Source organism: Bilophila wadsworthia ATCC 49260 (assembly GCF_000701705.1).
In the GTDB taxonomy this organism is placed as follows: Bacteria; Desulfobacterota; Desulfovibrionia; order Desulfovibrionales; family Desulfovibrionaceae; genus Bilophila; species Bilophila wadsworthia.
The window spans coordinates 1-1,277 of record NZ_JNJP01000190.1; the positions used below are offsets into that span (position 1 = coordinate 1).

The window sequence follows — 1,277 nt, forward strand, 5'->3', positions numbered from 1 at the left end:
GCGTTCTGCGGCGTGCGGATCTTGATGCCCTTGGCGTCGGCGAGCTTGCGGACCGGGTGCTTGGCGCTGGTGGTCAGCTGGCGGTAGCCGATGTCAAGGATGCACAGCAGGCGGCAGCCGCCTTCCTTGATGGCCCATTCGTTGTTCTGATCCCACATGGCGTCCACGAGGGCGCGGAATTCTTCCAGCGAGTCGAACATGTACGGCATGTTCACCCAGCCGCAGGAAGGCGCGAACGGGGCATAGTTGTTGGTGGCGAGGTTGGCGATGTGGATGGTGCCGAGCTGGATGCCGCGCACGGTTTCCTGTTCGTCGCCAAGCTGCATACTGGGGAAGAACTGGAAGTCAAAGGCGTTGTCCGAATACTGCTGGGCCAGTTCGATGAATTTGTTATAGAAGACGTTAGTGTAGTTCTGCGGGTTCGCGTCCACGGAGGACGCCACGATCACCGTGGTCTTCGAGGCGGCTTTCGCCTGACCGAACGCAAGGCCGATCACGGATGCGCACAGCAGGCAGGCAACAAGCAATTTCTTCATGTCATTTCCCCTTGAACTGACATCGTTGCGGGAAAACTCCCGCTGAAACATTCCGCAAACGGCTGCGGAAACCTCCTCAACACCCCCGGCGGCTCCCTTTTCCGCCGGAGTCCGGGGGAATGACTCCCCCGGATGCCCCGGAAAGGGCTACTTCTTCGCCAGAGCTTCCTTCTTGGCGAGGACGATATCCATAACGGCCTTGCCCTTTTCGGCATTGCCGTCGCCAATGACTTCATAGCACTTGGGCCACGCGGTACGGCCAAGGCGGATCCATTCGGGGAGGTCTTCGACCACGCCGAGCAGTTCCATGCCGTGTTCCACCATCAGCTTGTCGTCGGCCTCAAGCATACCCGCGACCTTGGTGCGCTCATATTCCATAGCTTCCTTGCCGGCGCGGATCAGTGCGTTGCGCTCCTTCTCGGGCAGGCTCTGGAGCCAGCGTTCGCTGGCGATGATGTTGGCGCTGTGCACGGAGTAGTTGATCTGGGTCGCGTACTTCTGCGCTTCGTAGAACTTCAGGGTCACCACGTTGTTGAAGCAGCCTTCCTGACCGTCCACCACGCCCTGCTGGAGCGCGTTGAAGGTTTCGGAGAAGGAAACGGCGGTGGGTTCGAGGCCGAGAGCCTTGAACGTGGACACCATGAGGGCGTTCTGCGGCGTGCGGATCTTGATGCCCTTGGCGTCGGCGAGCTTGCGGACCGGGTGCTTGGCGCTGGTGGTCAGCTGGCGGTAGCCGATGTC

Annotated in this window: 2 protein-coding genes; both read right to left on the bottom strand. The window is 60.7% G+C overall.

From position 1 onward, the window contains the following. Positions 1 to 536: TRAP transporter substrate-binding protein DctP (dctP, locus tag T370_RS0121960; RefSeq protein ID WP_029437022.1), on the bottom strand; the 536-nt coding region annotated here is incomplete at its 3' end. 147 nt (positions 537 to 683) lie between these two features. Next, positions 684 to 1,277, bottom strand: a 594-nt coding sequence (locus tag T370_RS23330; protein ID WP_034507656.1) for a TRAP transporter substrate-binding protein, incomplete at its 5' end; no start/stop codon positions are given.